This window comes from Lysinibacillus sphaericus, assembly GCF_006864135.1.
Taxonomy (GTDB): domain Bacteria; phylum Bacillota; class Bacilli; order Bacillales_A; family Planococcaceae; genus Lysinibacillus.
Window position 1 is genome coordinate 49,105 of the sequence record NZ_SADV01000009.1, and the last position, 18,755, is coordinate 67,859.

An 18,755-nucleotide genomic window follows, 5' to 3' on the forward strand; every position below is an offset into this window, starting at 1 on the left:
CTCAGTTAAGTGGCTATTATAGCCCTACTCTTCCCATACCGTTGATGATTTTATCTAATGTTTCATCTACCACTGTAATCATACGTGCATTGGCATTGTATGCTTGCTGGAATGTAATCATATTAGTCATCTCTTCATCTAAGGAAACTGAGTTCATAGAATTACGACGCTTAAAGATTTCCAAATGCATTGTTTCAGAATTAAATGCACTACGTTCAGCTTCCTGTCCCTTAACCGCTAAGTCCCCTACTAATGATTTATAATAGTTTTGGAATGTACCTTTCTTTAAGTTATCTTGAGCCTGCGATTGTAGCGCCGCTAACTTACGCATGTTTTCGTTATTACCTTCCTCACCCTTCGCCCCAGATACAGCTACCTGCTTCGGATCAGTAATTACTACGTTAAAATCACGTGCAGTCGTCCCAGAGAAAAAGTTCTGACCTGTACTATCATCTAAACCAAAACCTTTACTATGAACTTCATTAAATTTTGTTATAAATTCATTTGCTAGTTTATCTAAATTAGCAAGCATTTCTGGATAAGTACCTTGTCCACCGCTATGCCCATACGCATCAATCAATGCACGTAATGTACCTTTACCAGGTTCCATTTGCTTGTAATCAATTGCAATTCCATTCGCTGGATCTCCTGGTGGCTCGCCAACAGCTGCAATTTTAATTTCCTTAAAGTTAGCATAGCTCCCTGTCGCTTGATCATCTACATCACCATCAATGCGCTGATTGTTCGTGTCCATCGTTGCAAGTGCAGCGTATTGTCTACCATCCACTAATTTAATAGGAGTACCATCCGCTGATACATATGTAATCGTCATTGAACCTTCAGCAACATCTTTTGCTAAACCACCTGATTTTTGCAATGAAACCGTTACAGGAATGTATTCATTTAACTGATCTACTAATACATCACGTGCATCATATAAATCATTTGGCACATAACCACTCGGTTCAACTTCTTGAATTTGTTTATTAAGAGCTGCAATTTGTTTAAGAATTGAATTCACTTTATCCGTCGATACATTAATTTCATTCCCGATATTACCTTGGATCTGTTTCAGCTGTCTATCCATATATTTAAATGACTCAGCAATTGCAACACCTTTAGAAATTAATACTTGACGTGCAGCTGTATCTTTTGGGTTGTCAATAACATCTTCCATCGACTTCCAAAAATCTGTAAAAGATTGGTTAATACCAAACTCTGAAGGCTCTGACATGATATCTTCCATCTGCGAAATCGATTTTGCTGTTGAATCCCAATAACCTAACTTATTCGTTTCCTGGCGATATTGTCGATCAGTAAATTGATCGCGCATGCGTTGAATCGAGCTTACTTCTACCCCTGTTCCAAGATGTCCAGGATAGACAGGCTGATTTAAGCCTGGACTTGGAAAACCAGGAGTTGCTTGCATATTTGCTCGTTGGCGAGTGTAACCTAATGTATTTGCATTGGAAATATTATGTCCTGTTGTGTATAAAGCTGTTTGTTGTGTAAATAAGCCACGTTTACTAGCTTCTAAGCCCATAAATGTAGAGCGCATTCTTTTTCCTCCCTTAATAACCGTTTTTCAGCAATTGATTTCTTAAAAAGACTATGCTTGAGAATCGAAATATGATTTTTTTGCCACTGTATTTGTGCCACGAACCTCATTGCCAGAATAGTTGATTTGCTCAGGACGAGGTTGTAAAGCATCCAATGTAAAGTTGACAAATTGTAGTGATTGGAACACTAGCTTTTGATTTAAATCATTTTGTTTTTTTAAGTCGTTAATGATTTGCAATAATCGATTGCGTACTGCTGAGAGCGTATCTTTTTCAGTCTGTTGTTCAGCAGCCTCGATGACATCAGCGACAGTTGCTTTGTCAGTTGAAGCAATTCCTTTTGCTTCAAGGTAGTCCGTTACCTGTTTCTGACGCTGTTGCTCGAGCTTATCGATGGCCGCTACATGCGCCTGCTCATCCTTGAGCATTTGGTCCAGTGCTTCGATATCACCAGCTGTAATGATTTCAGTCTTTTTTACGGCTAGTTCAAATAAGCTTTTATGCATTCTTTCTAGCTTTGTTAATGTAGAACAGATCGCTTCTGTAGACATTTTGCTAAGCACCCTTTCTGATATTCCTTAGAAACGATAATATTTCAGCATATCTTCTGCAACTTTGCGAGCGTCCACTTTGTATTCACCAGAAGCGATATCTTTTTTTAGTTGTTGCACGCGTTCTGCACGCTCTGTGCTGTATGTTGAAACTCCTTGCATCTCCTGTGCAGTCTTAGAAATTTCGATTTTATCTGCGAAGGATGCTTTGTTCGTACTTGATTTTACATTGCGCACCTGATTTTTATAGGCGTTCACTGCATTAATCCCATAAGATGTAATTTTCATTTAATCCCCCCCTATCTAAAAAGCTTATCTTCCTATTATTTCGGATTGTCTCACATAATGTTAAGTTTTCAAATGTAAAAAAGTGTGCTAATTTTGTTTAAAATTAACACACTTCAGGCTTATCAATTATGCCTCGGCATATTAGCGTCCGGAATCGGCTTTGTGCTTAGGCCTGCGTGATGCAAGTCAGTTAGCCGTTATCGCATGGATGCGATGATTTTAGGCTAACATCCTAAATTGAACTCCTGTCCAAATCCGTGAAATCCGACAGAGGATTTGGACCAACGTGATGTTGGTCACTCAGTCGTTGTTGCTGTCGCTTCGCTTTCGCACAGATAAATTGCCACAGGACGTGGCTTTCTTAGACTGAGTTCCTTTATTTCAGCGGATGTCTTTTGTACCAAAAACATAGCGACAGGTACAGGTGTTTGGACACTCGCTGAAAGAAGTTAACGTTTTCGTTCTGCGTGATATGTTACACGATCACGTTCTGCCACACTCTCACGGAACTCCTTCGCCGCTTCAAATGTACGTAGCTCCGTTTTTAATTCATCCTGACATTTTGTACAAAGCTTGCCTGTTGTCGTTAGGTGACCACAGTTATCACATGGGTAGCCAAGATTAGGAAACATCGCAGTCTGTAAGCGCCCCTTACGTACCCATTTATACAATAGCTCCTCTTCAGCTCCAGTGGCTTCAACAATACGTTCTACTGTCGCAGCACGGTTTTCACGTTTACGTAAAAAGCGATAAACGATTTGATATAAGTCCTCTTCAGATTGCGCACACTTATGACATACTTCTCTGACCCCTGTATAATTAAAAAACTCATTACATTTCGGACAATTACGAACCTCTGCCATCTACTCTTCCTCCTCTTAAATCAATTTCGCCTTGGCGTAATTGTAGCTGACGCTTTGCTTTCGCTACAGATAAACAATGCGTCCGGGTTTTGAATTGTGCCCGCACAATTCAAAATCCGTGACATCCGCCGGAGGCTTTATTTTCATTCAGTAGGTGTCTGGGAACCCACTGAAAAGTGATCACATCCGTATTCATCTCCCTACTTTCATAAGTGGAGATCGTTTTCTGAATGAAAATAATAACTGCTAGCTACGAATCTTATTTACTCGTAATCTATTATACACAATGCATTAGCATTTTCATCCATTAATTAGTGTGAAGCTTTTGACATTTCTAGCACCCGCATTCATTAAAATCTCGGTGGCATGCTGCAAAGTGGTGCCCGTCGTTTTTATATCGTCAAAAAGAAGATATTCTTTATGGTCTACATATGCTCCAGTCATCAGACGAAATAGGGGAGCTGCTTGGATACGTTGCTCTCTATTTTTGGAGCTTTGTGTTTCTGCCGTTGTCTTTTCTAAAAGTTGTATAAAAGGAATAGTAGCAGCCTTTAATAACTCCTCCGTATGCGAAAAGGTACGCTCCCTTTGTTTAGTGGGATGCATTGGAATCGGTATAATGGTTGCTTTTTCATATTTGAATCGTGCTTGTAGCTCCTGCCGAAATACTTTAGCAAGTGCGACATCCTGAAGAAATTTATAGTGATGCAAATAATCTTTCATCGCATCGTTATATTGGTAAAGTGCTGTTGCTGTTGAGGAATATTCAAACCGAGCTGAGCATCGATCACAGATAGTTGATTGAAATTGTTTGGTTAAAAGTATTTTCCATGAAATTGCAGATGGCAAAGGCTGTGAGCATAATAAGCAAAGTGTTTCAATTTTATTCATTGTGAAAATCCTTTCTTATTATAATAAAGAATTTTAGTACGCGCATCATCCATTTCAATCGTAATGCCATGATGAAAAAATACGACGTCTCCATCCGAAAAATCAGCATTTCGCCCAACTCGCCCAGCAATTTGTATAAGTGCACTAGAAGTGAAAATGGTTGACTGTGCCCCAATAACTGCAACCTGTACATTCTTTATCGTAATTCCTCTTTCTAATATGGTCGTTGTTAGTAAACCTGGAACTTCTTCATAACGTAGTTTAAGCACTTTTTCTTTACGATCAGGGTCTTCCGCATGCACCGCCATGATGCTTTCATCTAATAACTGAAAAAGAGGCGTAGCTATTTTCATTAACTCTACTTTCGGGAAAAATAATAAAAAAGGCTCTTTTCGTGCAAGGCGTTCCTCTGTCCATCGCTTTAACTTTCGCGGGATTTTTCCACGTTTTAAGCTTTTTTCATAGTTCCATAGAGAATGAAATCGAGGGACCGGTAATGGACGGTTATGATAACGCTTTGGGATAAATGAATAGCTTTCATTTTGATACTGAGTCAGTAATTTATGTGAAGGTGTTGCTGTGACCAACAATATTGGAGCGTTTTCCGACTTAGCCTTTTGTACAGCGCTTTGTAAGGTTTCATCGAATGTATACGGAAATGCATCAGCTTCATCAACAATCATAACGTCAAACGCTCGTTCAAAACGATAAAGCTGATGAGTGGTAGCCAACACAAGCTGTGCATAACCCTCCTGCCTCGGTGATCCACCATATAGTGCATGGATTATTGTTTGCGGGAAAACTGTTTGAAAACGTGGATATAACTCTAGCACTACATCTGTACGGGGCGTAGCGATACATACCCGTAAGCCCTGCTCTAACGCATAATGTACAGTTGGAAAAAGCAGTTCTGTTTTTCCTGCTCCACATACTGCATGCAAGAGATGAGAACGTTGTGCTTTAACACTTTCTAGCATTTCGTTTGCCGCTTGCTGTTGAAGCACTGTATATTGCCCTGCCCATTTGAGTGTATGCTTTCTTGTTCTAATGGCACGAGGGCCTGTCCAAATCATCAATTGCGTACAGCTACTCACTCTGCCCATTTTTAGACAATGTCTACAATATACACATTGCTGTTGGCACTTTGAACAATCAAACGTTGTAAATTGCTGTGGATTATCATTATGGCAACGATTGCATTTTAGATGTGGTTCTTTTTGGATTCCTTCTATTATACGGAGATATTTGTGATTGATCGATTTCTCGATATCTTCCTTTGAAAATGGGGTATGCTCCTTTAACCAAATACGTCCTTCATGAAAATCTCGTAATTTAGGTGGCAATAACCAACCTTTGTATTTCATTGCTTTGCTCCTTTCATATGAGTGATTTTTATCAGCGATTCTAGTAGGTTTAGCAGCGATATTTATGGGTTTACCGGCGATTCTGGCACTTTTAGCGGCGATTCTCACAGGTTTACCGGCGCTTCCCCACTTACCCAGCAAAACAGTATGCACTCAAAATAAAAAAAACAGCCTCTACAAATTTGTTGTAGAGACTGTCTCACTTACTATTATTTTTTTGTCCAGCCGAGCCCCATTGAGCCTTCACCTAAGTGTGTGCCAATGACGGGACCGAAATAACTTAATTTAAAGTTAACGCTAGGGTAGGTTGCTGCTAGTTGTGCTAGCCATTCTTCTGCTTCAGCCTGGCAATTGCCGTGGATCACGACAGCGTCTAGTGCTTCATACTTTTGAACATCCTCAGCTAATAGCTCCTCCGCACGCTTTAATGCTTTTTTTCGCGTACGAATTTTTTCAAAAGGTACAATAACCTTGTCCACAAAATGCAGTACTGGCTTTACTTGTAATAATCCGCCAATTAATGCAGCTGCTGAAGACAAACGTCCCCCGCGTTGTAAATGCGCTAAGTCATCTACAATGAAGTAAGCACGAATCGATTGCTTCATGTCCGCCAATGTAGCGAGAATTTCTTTTGCAGAAAAGCCATGAGATGCCATTTCAGCTGCTCTTAGAGCGTAAAAACCCTGTACCGCACAGGATATTTCACTATCAAAAGCGTATACATCAATGTCTTCCACCATATCGCCTGCTTGAATCGCACCTTGATATGTTCCACTGATTCCACTTGATAAATGAATAGATATGACTTCATCATACTCTTTTGCCAGCTCCTCAAAAAGAGAGGCAAATTCTCCAATTGGGGGCTGCGTTGTTTTTGGGAATTCCTTTGCCCCACGTACTTTATCATAAAATTCAGATGCTGTGATATCTACTTCTTCTGCAAATAGTTGCCCTGAGATATTTACACTTAACGGAATCATATGAATGTTTAAGCGTTCTCGTTCCTCAGCCGGAATATATGCAGTACTATCTGTTACGATTGCTGTCCTCATCCATGTCCACTCTCCTATTCTACATAGTTTACAATAAAAAGAAATGAATGTGAAATGAATTACGACATTGCGTAATCTCGTCTGAATGTCGAATAGTGGTCAGTGCTCTTCCCTCTTTCAACATTCTAGACATCTGCTAAATTGATAACTTAGCGTCCATTTCACATTCATTTTCTATGTATACGGATTTATCTTCGTTTAATAAATCTTTCTATTAAGTAAGTAAAGGCACATCACCATAACTTTTGGGGTGATCTCCGTTCCAGCTAGGCAAGTCCAATGAGTCGTTGGGCGCGATGCTTTTTGCCTTCGTTTCTCTATCTAGCTTGCTCTTGACGCTAATTTCAGAAAATCACCCAACCTCAACTCTTAGTGATGAGCCCGAATAAAGATATCCTCATTTTATTTGCCAGTAGTTGATTTCGTTTCATCTCCGGTATAGAAGACGCTAGTGACCTTCCAAAGTCCATCTTCTTTGACGAATACTGTAACTTGTTGTCCTGCACTTTCATGCTTTACATTTGTTGTAGTTTGTACCAAATGCGATGTTATATTGGAATAGACCTGTGCTTCATTTTCGCTATATTTTATAATCGTAGTATTTTTCGCATCTCGTTTAACGTCTGACTGTTTAAATACATCTGTAATGTAGTTCTTTTCTCCTTCATAATTGAAACCTTTTGGATTCTTTGAGAGTGTTTCCATATAACGATCAATTTCTTTTGAATTGAGAGCTGCAATATATTCATTAAAGGCTGCTATTATCGCTTTGTTTTCTTCAGCAGGGATATTTTCTGCCTTTGTTATTTTCCCACCATTCGTTTCAAATCTGACGGTTCCATCATCAATGATTTTTTGTCTATCTTCTGCACTCATTTCATCATCTTTTTTATTACCACAGGCAGTTAACACTAATGTAGTTAACATTAATAAGGTTAAAACTGCTAGAAAACTTTTCTTTAACATCAAAAAACCTCCCGCGCATATTGTAGCATATAAATTCCGTTGTAGGAATTTTGTTGTGCATTTTCAACATTTAGGCGTTACATCTTCCTTATGACGCCCATGGTTTTAAAATGTTGCACTATTTATGTAATCACTATGTATAAATTGTTACACCTTTATACGGCATTTAGCTAATGTAGTCCAATAAGTGTAAACATTACAGAAGTCTTCTGTGGACAGCGCTACGATTTCGCCACAAAAGAACAGCGGTATACTTTAATCAATTATGCCTCGGCATAATTGCGTCCGGAATCAGCTTTGTGACATCCGCCGACCTGATGAAAAGTAGCTTAAATCTGCATTCATCTCACCACCTTAGAGGCGGGAGGCTTCTGTAGCGTTCGCTTTACTTTCGGTACAAAGGCATTTGCTGAAAGAAGGTAAAAAAACTGTTTTAAAAACTACTAAATAAAATAGTAGCCTTTAAAAACAGCTTTAATTTCAAACATATACTATTAGCGTACTTCAACCCAGCCATTTTTAATGGCTGTAACAACAGCTTGTGTACGGTCGTTTACATTCATTTTTTGTAAAATGCTTGAAACGTGGTTTTTAACTGTTTTTTCAGAAATGAACAGTGTCTCACCAATTGTACGGTTAGATTGTCCATCTGTTAATAATTGTAATACTTCACATTCACGTTTCGTTAGTAAATGGAATGGACGGCGAATTTCTGTTTGATGGAAGTTACCTTTATTTTCATGCTCAGAAAGACGACGGAATTCAGCTACTAAATTTTTAGTTACTTTTGGATGTAGGTAAGATCCACCATTCGCAACTACTTTAATGGCCTCGACAATTTCGTCAGCATCCATCTCTTTTAGCATATAGCCAAGTGATCCAGATTTCAGCGCGTGTGTTACGTATGTTTCATCATCATGAATGGATAACATAATAACCTTCGCATCTGGGAATTCACTAATTAATTCTGCCGTTGCCTCTACTCCATTTTTCCCTGGCATATTAATATCCATTAGTACAACATCTGGTTGATTTTCAGCATATAAAGAAACCACATCTGTACCATCGTCACCTTCTGCTACTACGTCAAATGTATCTTCAAAATCTAAAATACGTTTTACTCCTTCGCGGAATAGCTGGTGATCGTCTACAATAATAATCTTCGTCATTTGTCTTTACCCCCTAAAATTCTCCAACAATCGTTTTACTCTACTTCTAACGGAATTTTAAATAACACCGTCGTACCTCGATTTATCTCGCTTTTAATTGAGATTGTCCCATCCAAAATTTCGATACGTTCTTTCATACCTAAAATCCCAAAAGAATGGTCTTTAACCTCCTGTGGATTGAAACCTATACCATCGTCTTTTACAACGATATTTACGGCATCTTTCAACCACTCCAGTCTTACCCAAATATCTTTACATTTCCCGTGCTTCATGGCATTTGTTACACATTCTTGCACTAATCGGAAAATAGATACTTCATAGTTTGATGGTATACGCTTTTCGGTGCTTCTCGATTGGAAATGAACTTCAACACCAGGATTATATTCAGTCACTGTCGATAAGTATTTTTTTAATGTCGGAACAATCCCCAAATCATCAAGTGCCATTGGTCTTAAATCATAGATTATACGTCGCACCTCAGATAAAGCATTACGCACCGTTTTCTTTAAATCAGCAATTTCATCTAAAGCATATTCAATGCCTTTTTCACGATACGTCCTGTCTATTAAATTAGTGCGCATTAGTACATTTGCCAGCATTTGAGCAGGTCCATCATGAATTTCCCTAGATAGACGTTTGCGTTCCTCTTCTTGTGCTGCAATAATACGTATACCAAAATCTTGTTTCATTTTTGCTTGTTCTAGTGCTAAACCAACATTTCTTAAATCTGAAGTTAAGTAATTCAAAACGACATTTACTTGATTGACAATATGATCTGCACGTTCAATCGTATCGAGTAACGCTCTTAATCTTCTCTCTAAATCATCTCTTTTATCACGTAGTTGCTTTTCTTGTGTTCTAATAACGGAGAGCTTCACTTGAAAATCATGCGCGGTTTCATATGCTTCTCTAACTTGATCTTCGGTATAATTATCAAAAGCTTTACTCACTAACACAAGTCTTTGCTTAGCAAGCTGTGTACTCTTTTCTAAAGCATCGCCTTCATCAATAACAATTGAAACTTGTTTTCGAACAATTTCTAGCTCTATTTTCATATCTTCGAAACTTCTTCGGCTTTGTTCGCTTATAATAAAGATATCATCTTTTGAGCTCATGATTGTTTCTAACATTCGATTAAATATGTCATCAAGCGACTTTAAATCGAAGGTATCATTTGAAAACATAGTATACTCCCCAGTCTAATGTCTTATGATTACTTACTATTTCAATAGACCAATTACATAGTCTACATCTATTATAGCATTCCCATGTTAAAATTTAATGCTTTTTCTTTATGAAAATTATAGAATAGAACTCTACTTTAAAGGAGATTGATACTGATGAGAGAAAACTATTTAACTGTAAAAGGATACGGAGAAAGTGAAATTGTTATTTCAAAATCTCGTTTCCTTACTTATATAGAACGTGCAGAAACGGAAGAGGATGCAATTTCTTTTATTGAACGCATAAAAAAAATGCATCATAATGCAACACATAATTGTTCAGCCTATATTATTGGAGAACATGATCATATTCAAAAAGCAAACGATGATGGGGAACCTAGTGGCACAGCTGGCGTCCCTATGTTAGAAGTCCTAAAAAAACAAGGGTTAAAAGATACGGTCGTTGTCGTCACACGCTACTTTGGTGGCATTAAGCTTGGCGGTGGCGGTCTTATTCGTGCGTATGGAAAAGCGACAACAGAAGGATTACTTGCTGCTCAAGTAGTAGAACGCAAGCTTCACCATTTTATGAACATTTCTATTGATTACACATGGTTAGGTAAAGTAGAAAATGAAATTCGAGGTTCTTCATATACTTTAGAAGAAATTCGCTATTTAGAAGGCGTCGAAATTATTGTATCCGTATTAAAAGAGGAAGAAGAACAGTTTCAAAACTGGGTAATAGAAATGACAAATGGACAAGCAAACATTACTTTTGAGAAAGCTCAATTTATTGAATTTGTTGTAAAATAAATAGTTTTAATTGTCGAATACTAAATATCCATAGTATAATTTTAATATTGAGCTATTTTATCTTTTACGCATATTCTAAAATTACTGTGTTTAATCGCTTTATTATTCCCAAAATTTAGAGGAGAATATATTAAAAATGAAAAATAGAATTAAAAAGCAAGGCAAAAAGAGGTCGTCTAAAGCCTCCCTAATTATAAAGATTTCCCTTCTTCTTGTTGCTAGTTTACTAATTTGTGCAACTGCTTATGGAGTATATATTACGAAGCAAGTAAAGCATGCAGCTGACTCGGCACACGAAGAATTAAAAGGGCGAGACATTTCTGCACTTCGTAATGAGAAGGTAGAACCAGTACACGATAATGTTTCAATCCTATTTGTCGGTGTTGATGATAGTGAAAATCGCGGGCAAGGCTCTGACCACTCACGTTCGGACGCTCTTATTCTAGCAACATTAAATAATAAAACAAAAACAATTAAAATGTTGAGTATCCCTCGAGATTCATATGTATATATCCCTTCTGTAAAACATAAGGATAAAATTACTCATGCACATGCCTATGGTGGAACAATTTCAACAATTGATACAGTAGAAAAACTATTAGATGTGCCAATTGATTACTATGTTCGTATGAACTTTAATGCGTTTATTGATGTTGTTGATGCATTAGGTGGAATTGAAGCAGAAGTACCGTACAAGTTACACGAAAAAGACGAATTCGATCGCAATGCCATCAATTTAGAGCCAGGTTTACAGCATTTAAACGGAAGTCAAGCACTTGCACTAGCAAGAACACGTAAGCAAGACAGTGATATTGAACGCGGCAAACGTCAACAAGAGATTTTAACAGCGATCATCAATAAAGTTTCTTCTGTAGGATCCATTACAAAATACGATGATGTCATTAGAGCACTTGGTGATAATATGAAGACAAATATGAAATTTAGCGAAATGAAGTCATTCCTATCTTATTTATCACAAGGGATGCCACGTATCGATTCTTTAACATTAGATGGTACAGATGATATGTCTACTGGTGTTTACTACTATCAATTAAATCAAAAATCAGTTGATGAAATATCACAAACGCTAAAGAACCATCTTGACACTAATAAAGCATCTAGTAGCTTAACGAATAAAAATACTGATAAAGATAACGCTGCTGGCAAAGATTCAACAGATAAAGATAGCACTCAGTAACTATAAAAGCCTTTCCACTTTATATTTGTGGAAAGGCTTTTTGTTATGGCATGATTATATCGCGATGTTTGCTTAGCGTAGAGATAGATTGGACCTGAGTTTTGCTCCATGTTACTCGAGCAGTTCTGATTCTACCTGAGCGTATTTCCACCGTACCCTAGGGATTCATCAGCCTACCTGAGCAGTTTTTCGCCAAGTCCTTAAAATTGTGAAAAACTCTATACAAAGTTTTTCATCCCTGACTTTAGTTTTGTCAAACTGTCCAGCTTATATTGGGTATCGCCGCTAAAAGTATGAGTTGCGCCGCTAATCAAGCAAAGAACGCCGCTAAAACCCGAAATCCCGCCGCTAATCAAGCAAGTAACGCTACCGTTTTTCTCTTTACCCAAGCAGTTCTTCAGTCCACCTGAGGTTTTTTTCGCATAGATTCAAACTTCTTATAAGTCCACTTCACTCTAAGTCTCATAAAAAAAGCAACCATCCATAAAAATAGGTGGTTGCTTAAATGTTTTATTTATTAAATATCCGCACAAAATTCAATAGTGGTTTATAGTTTTTACCCGCGAGTCCGATGACTTCAACCAAAATTTCAATTGCAGTTAAAATGACAGCTACGAGTAAAATGGCACCCCATACTTTTGCCATTGAGAAAATGATGGCTGCTAAACCAAACATGATGGCAATCCCATAAATAATGAGTACTGTTTGACGATGTGTGAAGCCCATATCTAGTAAACGGTGATGCAAATGTGATTTATCTGGATCAGACCATTTTTTCTTCATACGTACACGTCGAACAATCGCAAAGAATGTATCAGAAATCGGCACACCTAGTATAATAACTGGGATAATTAATGTTACGACCGTAATATTTTTAAATCCAAGCAATGCGAGCACCGATATCATGAAGCCTAGGAATAAGGCTCCGGTATCTCCCATGAAAATTTTCGCTGGATGGAAATTGTAAAATAAAAATCCAAATGTTGCTGCCGCTAAAATGGATGCGATAGCTAAAACGAACATATTGCCCATAATAAAAGCCATGATAGCTAAAGTAATAAGGGCAATCGTTGACACACCTGCAGCTAGGCCATCTAAGCCATCAATTAAATTAATGGCATTTGTAATACCAACAATCCAAAGAATTGTTAAAGGGATACTTAGTAATCCAAAATTTAATTCACCTACAAATGGTAAATTAATCATCTCAATTTGAATTCCACCTACAAAAATAACGATAAGTGCCGCAACAAGCTGACCAATTAATTTTGCTTTTGCAGAGATTTCACGCATATCGTCAATGACACCTGTTGCTACGATAATACAAGCTCCAATTATAATTGCCAGTAAAAAATCGCTACCATTTTCATTGTATATCAAAATCGGCTGGAATATAGCCACAGCTATTAAAAACGCAAGGAAAATCGCCAATCCCCCAAGTCTTGGCATAATTCGTGCATGTACTTTTCGATAGTTTGGTGCATCGACAGCACCTATTCTGAATGCTAATCGTTTAACTAGTGGAGTTAACAATATTGAAGCAACAAATGCTGCTATTAAAGACACGTAGAGCATGTCTCTCCTCCTCAAAAAAATAATCTACATTTAAATTCTAATTGATTATAGCACGAACAGACGCCGAAATATACTTTTTCTATTTATTTTCCACCATTTCACAAATATTATTCCTTCTTTTTCGAATTGGAAGAATGCTGCATGTCAAATGTAGTCATCATTCGTAAAATTTGATAAAATAATGTTGTGTCTAGCATTTAGACAACTTAAAAGGAGCGTAAATTTCATGTTCTCAATTTTTAAACGTAACAATGAGCATACTAGTGCTCGTCAATTAAAACGCTACTATAAAATAGTAGATCAAATTAATAGTCTTGAAGAAAAATATGTTAATAAGTCAGATGATGAATTAAAAGAAATGACTTTTATTTTCAAGGATCGTTTAGAACAAGGTGAACCAATTACATCTATCATCCCAGACGCATTTGCTGTTGTACGTGAAGCCTCAAAACGTGTATTAGGTATGCGTCATTTTGATGTACAGCTTATCGGTGGCCTTGTTTTAACTGAAGGCAATATTGCAGAAATGCCTACAGGTGAAGGTAAAACGCTTGTCGCTTCTCTACCTTCGTATGTACGCGCATTAGAAGGTAAAGGTGTTCACGTTATTACTGTTAATGACTATCTAGCTAAGCGTGACTACGAGCTTGTCGGTCAAATCCATCGGTTTCTTGGTTTAACAGTTGGTTTAAATATACCGATGATGGAGCCGGATGCCAAAAAAGAAGCCTATAACGCAGATATTACATATGGTGTAGGTACTGAGTTCGGATTTGATTACTTACGCGACAACATGGCTCACAGCTTGGCTGATAAAGTACAGCGTCCTTATCACTTCGCCATTATCGATGAAGTCGATAGTGTACTTATTGATGAGGCAAAAACACCACTTATTATCGCTGGGAAAATGGCTGCGAATGATGAACTACATCGCATTGCCTCTATGCTAGCTAAACGTTTTAAAGAAGAAGAAGATTACGATTTTGATGATGAAACAAAAGCTACTTCTTTAACAGATAAAGGCATTGAAAAGGTTGAGGCTGCCTTCAATGTTGATAATCTATATGATCTTGAACACCAAACACTTTACCATTACGTGATCCAAGCAGTGCGTGCACACGTAATGTTCAAACGTGATGTTGATTACATCGTAAAAGATGACAAAATCGAGCTTGTTGATATGTTCACAGGTCGTGTTTTAGAAGGTCGCTCGCTATCTGATGGCTTACATCAAGCAATTGAAGCAAAAGAAGGCGTAACGATAACTGAAGAAAATAAAGCACAGGCACAGATTACAATTCAGAACTATTTCCGTATGTATCCGAAGCTTTCTGGGATGACGGGTACGGCGAAAACTCAGGAAAAAGAAATCCGTGAAGTATACGGCATGGAAGTTATTCAAATTCCAACAAACCGTCCACGTCAACGTGTCGATCAGCCTGATATTATTTTCAACAAACAAGAAGATAAATATAAGTTCGTAGCTGCTGAAGCTAAACGTCGTCACGAAAAGGGACAACCTGTTTTAATTGGGACAACGTCAATACTGCAATCCGAAACAGTGGCCGAATACTTAAAGAAAGAAGGCTTAAAATTCCAATTGCTGAATGCTAAAACTGTTGAGCAAGAGGTTGAGCTGATTTCACAAGCTGGTCAGAAAGGCCGTCTGACTGTAGCAACCAATATGGCTGGTCGCGGTACAGATATTGTGCTAGATGAAGCAGTTCACGAACTTGGAGGCTTATATGTCATCGGTACCGAAAAGCATGAAAGCCGCCGTGTAGATAATCAGCTGCGTGGTCGTTCAGGTCGCCAAGGTGACATAGGCGAAAGCCGCTTCATTCTCTCTATTGAAGATGATATGTTCCGCCGTTATGCAAAAGAAGAGGTTGAAAAATTCTCAGAAAAAATGGTTGTCGATGAAAACGGCATTATCCAAAATAAAGAGGTTCAAGAACTTATTAACCGTACACAACGTATTGTTGAAGGCTCTCAACACGGTATGCGTGAATACAACCTAAAATTAGATGATGTTATCAATGACCAGCGTACAGTTATTTACGGTCTACGTGATAAAATTTTAGCTGGTGAAGATTTAATGGGTGAGCTGAAAAAAATGCTAAGTGAAACGGTTGATTTTGCTGTTCGCGAAGCTGCTTCAGATGAACTCCCTTCAGTTGAATGGGATTACGATCAAATGGAAAGCTCTCTCAATTCACTATTTATTACTCCTGTCACAATAGATCGTGAAGTGGGTAAAGTAAAGCAAATTTTAGCTGATATTCAACCTTCTGAACAAGAGTTGCTTGATCGCATGGAAAAATTCGCTGATAACGCAGAAGTAATGACTATTATTCCGAATGTGATGCTAAGCTACATAGACAGTGGCTGGGTAAAGCATTTAGAAAACATGGCCCACTTAAAAGAAGGAATCGGCTTACGCCATTACCAACAAGAAGACCCGATGCGAATTTACCAACGTGAAGGACTTGAATTATTTGGAAGGAATTTCCAAGAATTACGTCGTTCTATTATTATTGAAATTACAGGCTTCATGAAAATGATTGAAGCACAAATGGAGGTACAATAATGGGCTTATTCTCATTCTTTAAAAAATCAGACAAACTTGGGCAAGAAAATACAATCGACTCTAAAGATTTACTGCAAAACATCAAAGTAGAAAATACAGACAATAATCAGGATGTTGTGACAAAATTATCTTACCATCCAGATTGGGAAGTGCCTCAAGAGCAAAAGTATATCTTTAACTTCCTTGCTAATGAGCTAGAACCATTGAAGCCAAATCAATTATCACTTTCTTCTATTAGTATAGAAGAAGATATGCGCTCTAAAAAATGGCAAGTGCGTGCATTTTTCCGCTCATCATTATCTCAAGCAATTGAGCTTGGTGAAATTGAGCTGTTTATTATGGATAAAAATGACGAGCTTTTAGCATCTAAAAAATTCGACTTTGCAGCACTTGGCACAATTCCAGCAGAAAGTGCTCGTCCATGGGTATTTGAATTTGAAAAATCAACGATAAAAGTCGATGAAGTACCAGAAGATGGCTGGAAAATCGCATTCAACCTTGTTTCCCTTCGCGGTCACCAATTAGAATTAGACCCATCATGGGAGAAACAACTACCTGAAGCACAAAAAGAGGAACTTGCAAAAATCGTAAAAACTTTACCTAAGTTAGGTGAAACAGAAGTAAACTTCACCGGCCTACAAGCGAAACTTGCTGATAACGGTAATTTAAATGTGTCTATCTTCATTCGTAACGGACATAATAAAGCGATTAACCTAGAACAATTACCACTAGAAATTATTGACGCAACAGGCAAACAAATTGCTAAAGGTTCATTTAAAATGGATCCAATATTAACTGTACAACCAGACTCAACAAAGCCATGGACATTTATCTTCCCTGCAGAGCTTGTTGACGCAAAAGATGCCGATCTTTCTCGTTGGACAGCCCGCGTAACACAATAAAATGTTGAAAACCCTTCTTTTTTTAGAAAGAAGGGTTTTTTATTTGTTTATTTTCTTATCAGTGCTGTCGATGTTCTAACCGCGATATTTGATGTTTATCAGCGGTTCTCACTCTCTTATCAGCGTTGTTCCGCGTTCTATCAGCGGTTCTCGCTCTCTTATCAGCGTTGTTCCGCGTTCTATCAGCGGTTCTGGCTCTCTTATCAGCGATGTTCCGTTTTCTATCAGCGATTCTAGCACCTTTATCAGCGATGTTCCGTTTTCTATCAGCTATTCTAGCACCTTTATCAGCGATGTTCCGTTTTCTATCAGCGATTCTCGCTCTCTTATCAGCGTTGTTCCGCGTTCTATCAGTGGTTCTCGCTCTCTTATCAGCGATGTTCCGTTTTCTATCAGCGGTTCTCGCTCTCTTATCAGCGATGTTCCGTTTTCTATCAGCGGTTCTCGCTCTCTTATCAGCGATGTTCCGTTTTTTATCAGCGGTTCTCGCTCTCTTATCAGCGATGTTCCGTTTTTTATCAGCGGTTCTGGCTCTTATCAGCGATGCTCCGCGTTCTATCAGCGATTCTAGCACCTTTATCAGCGTTGTTCTATGTTCTATCAACAACTGTTAGCCTTCATTCCTGCTCTTTTATTTAACTCCATGAAAAAAGCGATTATTGCGTATTTGCAATAATCGCTTTTACTTTATTTAATAGTGTCGAAACGTTTATAAGCTACTAATCTTGTAGACCAGTAAGAGAATGTAACGTCCGAAATTTCAACACCGTCTGACCCTGCATGGATAAATTTATTGTTACCTATATAAATACCCATATGAGATATTCCATCTTTATACGTATTTTGGAAAAATACTAAATCTCCCGCTATCGGATTTTTAATTAGTGTTGTATTGCCGTAGAAATATCCTTCGCTACTGTCTCTTCCAATTTTTAAACCACCTTGATTAAAGGCGTAGTAAATAAAGCCACTGCAATCTAGACCTTCAGATGTGTTGCCACCATAGAGATATGGTGTTCCTACTAATGAATTAGCTACATCCACTGTTTTCTTATAAATAGCTTGTCCATTAGCTGTAGAATCTTTAGACGTTACTGTTGATGTTCCCGCATCTGAAGATCCGTTATTATGTACTGTGTCATTCTCGGGTAATGAAGCTACTGGAGATAATTTTAACACTTGTCCAACGTAAATTGTGTCTGTCGTAAGTCCATTCCAGTCTTTAATGTCCTTTATTGTTACATTATATTGCTTAGCAATTTTGGATAATGAATCGCCTTTAACTACTGTATGTGAAACAGTTGCGGGCTTTGTTGGTGTTGTTGGTTTTGGTGTTGTCGGTTTTGTTGTTGGATTTGAAGGTTTTACCGTATCATTTGTAGCTTGCTTTGAAACTTCAAGCTTTTGCGCGACGTAAATCAGATCATTCTTTAAATTGTTCCAGCTTTTTATGTCTTGTACTGTTACTTTATTGCTTTGGGCAATTTTAGTTAAAGTATCTCCTTTTTGCACGGTATATGTAGCTGCCTCTGCGGTCTGTAATGCTAAAAATGAAGTAGCAATAGTGCTTAAAGCAAGGATTCTTAATTTTTTTGCCTTTTTCATATCATTTTTCCTCCGTTCGTGCTAAAATATTTCCTTGTGTGTCTATCATACTAGATATTTAAGAAATCAGAAATCAGAAAAAATGACTATTTTTCAAACAATTTATGAAAATTACTGATTCCGACAGATTCTTACAAATTGTAATAGAATATTAATTGCAAGATTAGTATTCATGTGATAACATACACTTCTGTATTTAAAATTTT

Annotated in this window: 18 protein-coding genes; 5 read left to right on the forward strand and 13 right to left on the reverse strand. The window is 37.8% G+C overall.

What is annotated here, in order from left to right:
- Positions 1 to 16: 16 nt before the first annotated feature.
- From flgK to C7Y47_RS12790, 10 genes are all read right to left on the reverse strand, one after another.
- Positions 17 to 1,558, reverse strand: coding sequence for a flagellar hook-associated protein FlgK (gene flgK, locus C7Y47_RS12745; RefSeq protein ID WP_142509129.1), 1,542 nt, complete (start codon positions 1,556 to 1,558; stop codon positions 17 to 19).
- A gap of 51 nt (positions 1,559 to 1,609) precedes the next feature.
- On the reverse strand, positions 1,610 to 2,110 hold the full coding sequence (locus C7Y47_RS12750) for a flagellar protein FlgN (RefSeq protein WP_142509130.1): 501 nt from the start codon (positions 2,108 to 2,110) through the stop codon (positions 1,610 to 1,612).
- A 27-nt stretch (positions 2,111 to 2,137) separates the two neighbouring features.
- On the reverse strand, positions 2,138 to 2,398 hold the full coding sequence (gene flgM / locus C7Y47_RS12755; protein WP_132360526.1) for a flagellar biosynthesis anti-sigma factor FlgM: 261 nt from the start codon (positions 2,396 to 2,398) through the stop codon (positions 2,138 to 2,140).
- 449 nt (positions 2,399 to 2,847) lie between these two features.
- Positions 2,848 to 3,261, reverse strand: coding sequence for a TIGR03826 family flagellar region protein (locus C7Y47_RS12760; protein WP_142509131.1), 414 nt, complete (start codon positions 3,259 to 3,261; stop codon positions 2,848 to 2,850).
- A 300-nt stretch (positions 3,262 to 3,561) separates the two neighbouring features.
- Positions 3,562 to 4,152: a ComF family protein gene (locus tag C7Y47_RS12765; RefSeq protein WP_142509132.1), complete on the reverse strand. Its 591-nt coding sequence runs from the start codon at positions 4,150 to 4,152 to the stop codon at positions 3,562 to 3,564.
- Positions 4,149 to 5,516, reverse strand: a complete 1,368-nt coding sequence (locus tag C7Y47_RS12770) for a DEAD/DEAH box helicase (RefSeq protein WP_142509133.1) — start codon at positions 5,514 to 5,516, stop codon at positions 4,149 to 4,151. Before C7Y47_RS12770 ends, C7Y47_RS12765 begins: the two co-directional genes overlap by 4 nt.
- 209 nt (positions 5,517 to 5,725) lie before the next feature.
- Complete coding sequence (locus C7Y47_RS12775) at positions 5,726 to 6,568, reverse strand: DegV family protein (protein WP_142509134.1); 843 nt, start codon at positions 6,566 to 6,568, stop codon at positions 5,726 to 5,728.
- A gap of 402 nt (positions 6,569 to 6,970) precedes the next feature.
- Entirely contained in the window at positions 6,971 to 7,534 is a 564-nt protein-coding gene (locus C7Y47_RS12780) for a nuclear transport factor 2 family protein (RefSeq protein ID WP_142509135.1), read from the reverse strand.
- 494 nt (positions 7,535 to 8,028) lie between these two features.
- A complete protein-coding gene (locus C7Y47_RS12785; RefSeq protein WP_132360514.1) occupies positions 8,029 to 8,703 on the reverse strand; it encodes a response regulator in 675 nt (224 codons plus the stop codon).
- A gap of 35 nt (positions 8,704 to 8,738) precedes the next feature.
- Positions 8,739 to 9,887, reverse strand: a complete 1,149-nt coding sequence (locus C7Y47_RS12790; protein WP_132360512.1) for a sensor histidine kinase — start codon at positions 9,885 to 9,887, stop codon at positions 8,739 to 8,741.
- A gap of 156 nt (positions 9,888 to 10,043) precedes the next feature.
- Between C7Y47_RS12790 and C7Y47_RS12795 the strand changes: the two genes are divergently transcribed.
- Together C7Y47_RS12795 and C7Y47_RS12800 are read left to right on the forward strand one after the other, a co-directional pair.
- On the forward strand, positions 10,044 to 10,679 hold the full coding sequence (locus C7Y47_RS12795; protein ID WP_142509136.1) for a YigZ family protein: 636 nt from the start codon (positions 10,044 to 10,046) through the stop codon (positions 10,677 to 10,679).
- A 136-nt stretch (positions 10,680 to 10,815) separates the two neighbouring features.
- Positions 10,816 to 11,877: an LCP family protein gene (locus C7Y47_RS12800; protein ID WP_142509137.1), complete on the forward strand. Its 1,062-nt coding sequence runs from the start codon at positions 10,816 to 10,818 to the stop codon at positions 11,875 to 11,877.
- 218 nt (positions 11,878 to 12,095) lie between these two features.
- Here C7Y47_RS12800 and C7Y47_RS24930 read toward each other — a convergent pair whose 3' ends face one another.
- Together C7Y47_RS24930 and C7Y47_RS12805 are read right to left on the reverse strand one after the other, a co-directional pair.
- Positions 12,096 to 12,266: a hypothetical protein gene (locus C7Y47_RS24930; protein ID WP_185903480.1), complete on the reverse strand. Its 171-nt coding sequence runs from the start codon at positions 12,264 to 12,266 to the stop codon at positions 12,096 to 12,098.
- A gap of 121 nt (positions 12,267 to 12,387) precedes the next feature.
- Positions 12,388 to 13,452, reverse strand: coding sequence for a glycosyltransferase family 4 protein (locus C7Y47_RS12805; RefSeq protein ID WP_132360504.1), 1,065 nt, complete (start codon positions 13,450 to 13,452; stop codon positions 12,388 to 12,390).
- A 226-nt stretch (positions 13,453 to 13,678) separates the two neighbouring features.
- On the opposite strand from C7Y47_RS12805, the gene secA2 reads away from it, so the two are divergent.
- The 3 genes from secA2 to C7Y47_RS12820 all read left to right on the forward strand — a co-directional run bounded on the left by secA2 (position 13,679) and on the right by C7Y47_RS12820 (position 17,515).
- Positions 13,679 to 16,042: an accessory Sec system translocase SecA2 gene (gene secA2 / locus C7Y47_RS12810; protein WP_142509138.1), complete on the forward strand. Its 2,364-nt coding sequence runs from the start codon at positions 13,679 to 13,681 to the stop codon at positions 16,040 to 16,042.
- On the forward strand, positions 16,042 to 16,944 hold the full coding sequence (locus C7Y47_RS12815; RefSeq protein WP_142509139.1) for an accessory Sec system S-layer assembly protein: 903 nt from the start codon (positions 16,042 to 16,044) through the stop codon (positions 16,942 to 16,944). Before secA2 ends, C7Y47_RS12815 begins: the two co-directional genes overlap by 1 nt.
- 91 nt (positions 16,945 to 17,035) lie before the next feature.
- A complete protein-coding gene (locus C7Y47_RS12820; RefSeq protein ID WP_142509140.1) occupies positions 17,036 to 17,515 on the forward strand; it encodes a hypothetical protein in 480 nt (159 codons plus the stop codon).
- Between the two features lie 116 nt (positions 17,516 to 17,631).
- Here the strand turns inward: C7Y47_RS12820 and C7Y47_RS12825 are convergent, their stop codons facing one another.
- Positions 17,632 to 18,549, reverse strand: a complete 918-nt coding sequence (locus tag C7Y47_RS12825; protein WP_142509141.1) for a LysM peptidoglycan-binding domain-containing protein — start codon at positions 18,547 to 18,549, stop codon at positions 17,632 to 17,634.
- Positions 18,550 to 18,755 lie beyond the last annotated feature (206 nt).